The sequence below is a fragment of the Flavobacterium sp. UBA4197 genome (assembly GCF_002379575.1).
GTDB lineage: Bacteria > Bacteroidota > Bacteroidia > Flavobacteriales > Flavobacteriaceae > Flavobacterium > Flavobacterium inviolabile.
This window is the reverse complement of record NZ_DFUB01000029.1, coordinates 23,684-30,418: the sequence shown is the minus strand read 5'-3', so window position 1 is coordinate 30,418 and position 6,735 is coordinate 23,684. Positions and strand designations below refer to the sequence as shown.

Below are 6,735 nucleotides of genomic sequence, written 5' to 3'. Positions count from 1 at the left end.
TATCCGTAACCGGCATCGTTACTACCACACCCTGATTATCGGTCAGAGCCAGATTGTCATTTGTATCGATTGCCAACGTCTGGTTGATGTTGTTTGTGTCCAGTGCACCTACCAGAGTAGCCAGATCGATTACTGTATTTTGATTATTTTCATCCGTATACGTCAGCGTATTCGCCGTTGAATCATACTCCAAATGGGTCAGTGTTTCCTGGCTCTGGATAATAGTCGTTAACTCGGTTAAAAAGTTCGGGCTGTTTAGAATCGTATTCGCGTTGTTAATCACATCGGCGACCACATCAATGGTGGTTGCCGTATTATTTTCACTCGTATATATATACACACCACTGGCTGTATTGACCAATGTGGTAATCGTTTCATAGGTTTTAACAATTGCCTCAAAATCAATTACAACCGGGTTTCCGTTTCCATCAATATAGGTAAATATATTTGTTGTCGGATTATAGATCACCACACCTTCAGACGGGGTTGCTTCACTGGAAATAACGATTCGATTCCATTTGTTATCATACCAGTAGTAATACCCCGGTGTCACATTATTGGGTGCCGTCCCTGCCGTAGCACTGTTAAACACCAATAAACTGTTCGGTATTCCTCCATTATTTAATATCGGGTTGCTGCTCGTTAAACTTTGAAGCGACACATTAGGAATTAAAACCCCTTTATTAGTTGCTGCAACATGCAATTGTGCAGACACATCAGGTGACTGGATTCCAATACCAACCTGCCCATAAGTCACATAACCACCTAACAATAAAAAAAGTAAGGGTAAAAATTTATTTTTCATACATTCATGATTTTAAAAAAGAGTGCCGCACTTTCCAGATGCCGCACCTAATTACATTAACTTCTCGATGCAAAGTGAGCCATTCTAAACAAGATATACCGCATAAGCATCCCCACTTATATACGCAACGCTTAAAAAAAAACACCAAAACACTGAAAACCAACACAATAACACCTTATTTCTTTATACTCAAAACCTCACAACAATGCCATTTGAGTACCAAAAAAGGAGTAAAAAAGTAACGCTGTCCGGATAAAAAAAGGAATTTATGCCATCCTTATACTCTTCAGGCAAAAAAAGTGCGGTAAATACAGCCGAAACATTAGCATTTTAAAGCTATTTTTAATGTAAAACAGTTCTGACAATATCACTAACACACTGACAGTCATTTTTATGCAATCAGCTTATGATAACGTATTGTTTTCAAATACGCAGCCAGAAGATTATATATCTTGCTGTAAAAAAAGAGAGCAGCTTATTCCCCATCCATAAGCTGCTCTCAAACAAAAAAATAAAAATTAATGTATAAAAAAAGTAATACTCATCCTTTACTATCCCTGCTTACAGCTTCGCAATAGCACAAAGCCATAACGAAACGCATTCCTGATAGTTAAAAACCTCCGGAATCAATTATCAAACACACTAAAGCCTTATTTTTCATACAGTAGAAAGGCATAGCGGATTGCCATTATTCAATAATCTTATCCGGAGATAATAAAAAAAGTCATTAAATCTCATAAACAGTTTATACACCACCTGTCTATATCTTAAATATTTTTAAGGGAAATCCCGTTGTTCTATTGTTATTTGTTATCCTTTACAACACATTACTATTCAAAGCGTAAACAAACCATAATACCTGTCCGATCCCCTTTGTTTATTGCCCTTTGCCTATTGCCTTTTGCTATTCTTTACTCTTGCTATTTTTTTGTCCTTTGCTCTTTGCCCTTTTCCTTTGCCTCTCCCAGAAGCATGATCCCCTAAAAGCTCCATTTTATTCATTACCAGCTATTTATCACTCGCATTGAAACGAATCCCGCATTGCTATCCGGGAAACATTCCCTGTGCAAAACTGTAACTCACCACGGAAACCATAAAAACACTAAAAAAAAGCCAAACAATAAAATTTTTCATTTTTTTATTCTGATTACATTTTCGAAACACCCTTTCGGTGAATTCATAACAAATGTGAGTAAATTTTTAATTCAACACTCACATTTCACGCCCTCACATCTACTCACAAACTTAAAAAACAGTATTACAAATAGTTGCAAAGCTTATTGGCCTAAAAATCGCTTTCCTTTTCTGGTTTATCCTGAAAATAGCGCTCAAAAAAAGCCGGCTTCCTGTATAAAAAGAAGCCGGCCGGGAACAAATAAGTGTTTTATAGCAATTTTCCGGTACGTCAAATCCTGGTTTTGGTAACAACATAACCGAAATGTCATTTAAAAAACAATACCGGAAGCCCTGAAAGTTGTTTACCCGGTAAACATACCGGTACCATCTGTGCTTAAAATTCTGCGATCCATAAGCTGATGTCCTTATCGGAAGGAATAGCCGCTTTTTTACGTATCCGGAATATTCTTGACTCAACGGAGCGAACCGTTACATCCGTATATAAGGCAATTTCTTTAATGGAGAATCCTAATTTTAACAACGCACAGATTTTAAATTCGGCTGCCGTTAAGTTGGGTACTTCTTTGACCAGTTTATCATAGAAATCGGCATAGATGACCACAAAATTGTTCAGAAATTCGGAATCATTTTCTTTGGCTAGCTGGGCTATTTTTTCCAGATTCACCTGGTTCAGGATCACCTCTTTCTGCAATAGCTCTTCTTTGGCCAGCAATCGTTCGTTTTTTTCGGTGATGACCTTACTTTCTCTTTTTATCTTACGGTGAAACCGGACGGTTAAATAGAATAAAAACAAAGCCAGCAATACAATGATGATTACCACAACAGTTGCTATTGTTCTGACTTTTTCAAATTTGGAATACCGGGTCTGTAGAATCTCCCTGACCGGTACTTCCACTGCTCTTTTTTGTGTTTTTAAAATACTGTCGTTAAGGCGGATATAGTTATCCGAATACCGTTCTTCCTCTTTGTCCGCTCCCAGTCTGCCATACGCTTTTGAAAGGTTCAGGTAAACATCCCGCAGGAGTTCTGCTTTTTTCAGCTTTTTGGCAAGCGTAAGGCTTTGCAGGTAATACGCCACTGCCGCCTCGTCGTTTTTGCGTTCCAGTTCCATGTTCCCAAAATCAATCAGGGCATACAGCTTTGCCGAGTTGTATTGTATCTCATCTGCCAGCCAGATTGCTTTTTCAAGATAGATCCTTGCAGAATCGTATTGTTTTAAGGCTAAAAAGCAGGCGCCCACATTGGCACTCGCCAACGACAGAGTTACTGCCCTTGTTTTTCCTTCTTTGATCTTGTCAAACTGCCTGTAACTCAGTGTAAAGTATTTTACAACAGAATCGATTGGCTTGCCGTTCCGGTCAAAATCTACCGCCATATCGGTATAGATCAGTCCTTTTTGCCGTAAAGCATCGTCCGTTACCCTAATTTCATTTGCCGCAGCCAGTCCTTTTTTTAGCTCTATACCGGCTTCCCGGGACAATCCCAGCGCCGTATAGCAAATGCCTTTTAGCCGGAATGCTTCCGATAACAGTTTGTAATCGTCTACTTCTTCCAGTGCTTTTTGTGCTTTAATGGTATAATGAAGCCCTTTGTCATACTGGCTGGTATCGAAAAAATTCTTCCCGGCAAGCAGGGCGCTGAGTGCCATACCTTTTTTGTAGTTTATTTTCAGGGCATAACTGTAACATTCCAGGCTTTTCAGGATGGCTTTGTCGGGAATACTGTCGCCCAGCCGCTGTACCTCTATTAGCAGGCTGTCAACCTGTTTTTTGGTATAATTTTGAGCCGTACTACTGTATATTGTTCCGAGAATAAATAACAGTATCAAGTATTTCTTTTTCATGTTCCGTTGTATAAATTACATTTTTGCGATCCATTCATACAGGTCTACCTCCGATGGGATGTTTAATTTTTTCCGGAGCCTGTATTTTTTGGATTCAACAGCCTTTAACGTACTTTTTGTATAGGTTGCAATCTCTTTTGTTGAAAACCTAAGCTTTAGCAAGGCACAGAATTTCAATTCATTGTACACTATTGCAGGTGATTTTTCGGTTATTTTATCGCAAAATTCCGGATACATTTCTTTAAATTTTACAAAGAAAAGCGGACTGCCCTCAATGGCAAGCTGTACTATTTTTTTGGTGTCTGCTTCCTTATTCTTACTTCTGGATTTCAGTTGTTTTATCAGTTCTCTTTTTTCTTTTAAAAGTTTTTCAATTTCCCACTTTTTCAGCAGCGTCTTACTGAATTTTTTATAATTGATTTTAATGTAAATGCAGGATAACAGGATAACCAATACACATATAATGATAATAAAAGAGAGTTTTTTAAAGCTCAGCTGCATGTGATCCTGTTCCTCATCTAAAAAGAGCCGTAATGATGTTTTAACAGCTCTTTTGTGAAAGTTTGCCAGGCTGTCATTCAGCGCGATATATTGTATGCGGTAATATTTCGAACTATCCGGAACCTCGAGCTCGGCATATACCCGGAAAAGGTTGTAATAGAGGTCGTTTATATAAAAGGTACGCTGCTTGTTTTTCGCTTCCGAAAGGGCTTGCAGGTAATATTCTTTAGCAGCTAGATAGTCTTCTTGGTAATAGTGCAGCGAACCCAGATCGGAAAGCGCCTGAATTTTGATAAAGTCCAGTTTTAGCTTTTTTGCGTGTTCCGCAGCAAATTGCAGATGGGTTTCAGCCTTTTGAAACTGCCGCTTCTTCAGGTAAAAGGAACCTAAATTTACATTGGAAAAGGCAAGACACCTGTTTTTATGAGGGTTGGTAGCCCCCATTTTCATAAAAAAGGTATGGCTCTTTTCATAAAAAAACTTTACCGAATCTTCCTGCTGGTCTTTTTCTTCATGATTGATCGCAAAATCGGCATAAATAAACCCCAGACTCCTGTTTTTATCATTTTCATTTTTTATTTTATTCGCATAATACACCGCTTTATCCAGCTGCGTTGTTGCGGTCTGGTAAAATCCCAGCTGACCAAGCCCCAGGCCTTTTAAGCGCAGTGCTTTTGACATATAATAGCTGTCCGTAGCGGCAGTGTTTTTCTCGGCTTCCGTAGCATAAAAGAGTGCTTTCTCCCAATCTTTACTCCGAACATAGCTCTCACTTATAAAAAGGTTACCCAGCATCAGCCCTTTTTTATAGTGCTGCTGGCGGGAGAGCAGAATAACTTCTAAAGCTTCCGATTGTGCCAGAAGCGGGTTTTCATTCTCGATATTAACTGCATGTTTAAACAAACGGTCAATGGCATTAATGTTATTCTGGGGAATACCATCTACTGACACGAATAACAGCATGAAAAGTAGGGCTCTTTTCATAGGAATTATTTCTTTTATTAATTAATCTGTTCCAAGGGAATTTCCCAATACTTTCTTGTGCTTTAATCTTTAAAACACTTTTTATCAAACCGTTATTGGGGGGAAGTGCTGAGGATATATGCTTCAGCGTAACAACAATGATAAAAACAACCTGATCAAGACAACTTGTCTGAATAAAACACTCCGGACTCTTTCAAATTGTAGATTTAAGGGGTAAACGAGGGGGGAAATATTGTTTACCTTTTTACCTACTTACAGCTACGCAAATTGTTAATTTGTGCCGTTAAATAACAGTAAATATAATAATGGTGACAAATTTAGTTAATAAAAACCTACCTGTTTGTAATAATTACTATTTTTTTACTTAAAAAAAATGTTTTAATTTTACATGCCCTCAGGCGACAATCTCCTAAATCGACGGAATATTTTCCGTATTTTCGATTAAATCCGTTTAAGGATGGTATTCTAAAGCACGAATTGGTTGCATCGCTATCAAAATAAATCGGTACTGTTTTTATTCATACTCAATGTCCGGAATTACACCAAAATATTTTTCTTAACATTTTGTATAATAAATTCAATAATTGCACGATTAAAGTTAATATTGTAATCGCAAGTTATTATTATTTCTTTTTGTTACATAAATAACAAAAAGAAAAATAGCTGGTAATCAATATAACTATTTTGCCCCAAAAGAACCTAACACAACTTAACGCTATTGCCATGCAATCTTTAAACCAAACTAACCGTTTCTTCGGTTATTTCAAAAAATTCAATAAGGAATCACGCCTTAAATTTGTACGAATAGATAAGCAGATAAAAAATTTACGGATAGATCTTGAAACGCTGAATTTCTCAAACGTATTTATCGCTTTTACAGCCATACTTCCTTTAAGTATATTGCTGTACTGGAGTCAGTTTCTTGCCTATTTCCATACCAATTACTTCCGCTTTTGCTATTGCTTTGACGACATTGTCTATCTGATGTTTGACAAAGATGTATTCTTTTTACAAAGTATCTTAATTGCCGTTCCAATGGCCATAACCGTACTGATAACCCTGCGTCCCGAATGGCACAGGACTGTTCTGGCTGTTATTGGCCTGGCGTTGATTGCCACTACAGCCGTATTGAAAGTAACCGGTTTTAACAATTTACAGGTTTTGTTTTTTTCATTACTGCTGCTTACCGTTAGTACCGTGTTTGTGTTTTATAACAAACACGCCATATACGGTTACCTGTTTATCTTAGTGCTTTTCCTTAGTACTGCGGCACAGAATGATGCCCGTACAGCAAAAGAAAGTCACCTGAGCATGGACGTTATTTCGAATAAAACGGATTCTGTTCTGATCAGCAAAGATGATATTTCACATTATTATATCCGCAGCACTTCCAAATTCAAATTAATCTTTAATGACAAAACGAAAGAAGTGGAAAAATACAGTCTCGTGGATATTAAATAATAAA

Annotated in this window: 3 protein-coding genes and 1 pseudogene; 1 reads left to right on the top strand and 3 read right to left on the bottom strand. The window is 37.6% G+C overall.

Annotation, left to right across the window (positions count from 1 at the left end; genetic code table 11):
• From B3394_RS15295 to B3394_RS15285, 3 genes and pseudogenes are all read right to left on the bottom strand, one after another.
• Nucleotides 1-805: pseudogene (locus B3394_RS15295) on the bottom strand (hypothetical protein); the annotation flags it as partial.
• Between the two features lie 1,510 nt (nucleotides 806-2,315).
• Nucleotides 2,316-3,785: a transcriptional regulator gene (locus B3394_RS15290; RefSeq protein WP_177735279.1), complete on the bottom strand. Its 1,470-nt coding sequence runs from the start codon at nucleotides 3,783-3,785 to the stop codon at nucleotides 2,316-2,318.
• 15 nt (nucleotides 3,786-3,800) lie between these two features.
• On the bottom strand, nucleotides 3,801-5,270 hold the full coding sequence (locus B3394_RS15285; RefSeq protein ID WP_286926557.1) for a transcriptional regulator: 1,470 nt from the start codon (nucleotides 5,268-5,270) through the stop codon (nucleotides 3,801-3,803).
• 723 nt (nucleotides 5,271-5,993) lie between these two features.
• Here B3394_RS15285 and B3394_RS15280 point away from each other — a divergent pair.
• Nucleotides 5,994-6,731 carry a hypothetical protein gene (locus B3394_RS15280; RefSeq protein WP_177735283.1) on the top strand — a complete coding sequence of 246 codons (738 nt, stop codon included), beginning with the start codon at nucleotides 5,994-5,996 and terminating at the stop codon, nucleotides 6,729-6,731.
• Nucleotides 6,732-6,735 lie beyond the last annotated feature (4 nt).

Coding starts and splice junctions, on each gene's coding strand:
- B3394_RS15290 (WP_177735279.1), bottom strand. CDS start 3,785: ATGAAAAAGAAATACTTGATACTGTTATTTATTCTCGGAACAATATAC.
- B3394_RS15285 (WP_286926557.1), bottom strand. CDS start 5,270: ATGAAAAGAGCCCTACTTTTCATGCTGTTATTCGTGTCAGTAGATGGT.
- B3394_RS15280 (WP_177735283.1), top strand. CDS start 5,994: ATGCAATCTTTAAACCAAACTAACCGTTTCTTCGGTTATTTCAAAAAA.